At 41.1% G+C, this 302-nt stretch carries 1 pseudogene; it reads right to left on the bottom strand.

Going from position 1 to position 302, the window contains the following annotated elements:
• Positions 1-302 (bottom strand): annotated as a pseudogene (locus BZK24_RS09765) (hypothetical protein); the annotation flags it as partial.

The following is a 302-nucleotide window of genomic DNA, read 5'->3' as shown; positions in this document are numbered from 1 at the left end:
GCCAAAGAGAAGATGGTAGGGAACATGATAGAGTTGAAAAAGCCCACAAAAGTCAGAGCGAATAAAGCGATCTTGCCTCCAACGAGAATGACTAAAGCAATGAGGACAATAGAGCTTAAGGCGTTGAAAGCCAAGTATTTATCTAGGGGCATTTTAAAGGGCGAAACTTTATCGTCAAGATTGATGAGTTGCGATATTTTAAAATACAACAACTCTTGCCCCCCTAAGCCATAAAGGTATTGCGTTAGGGTTAAATCCACCGTCTTGTTGCTCGCATTGATGGGTAAAATACTGCTAGGATT

Origin of the sequence: Helicobacter pylori (genome assembly GCF_001998165.1) — a bacterium.
GTDB classification, from domain to species: Bacteria; Campylobacterota; Campylobacteria; order Campylobacterales; family Helicobacteraceae; genus Helicobacter; species Helicobacter pylori_DL.
This window is presented reverse-complemented; position numbering and strand designations above follow the sequence as displayed.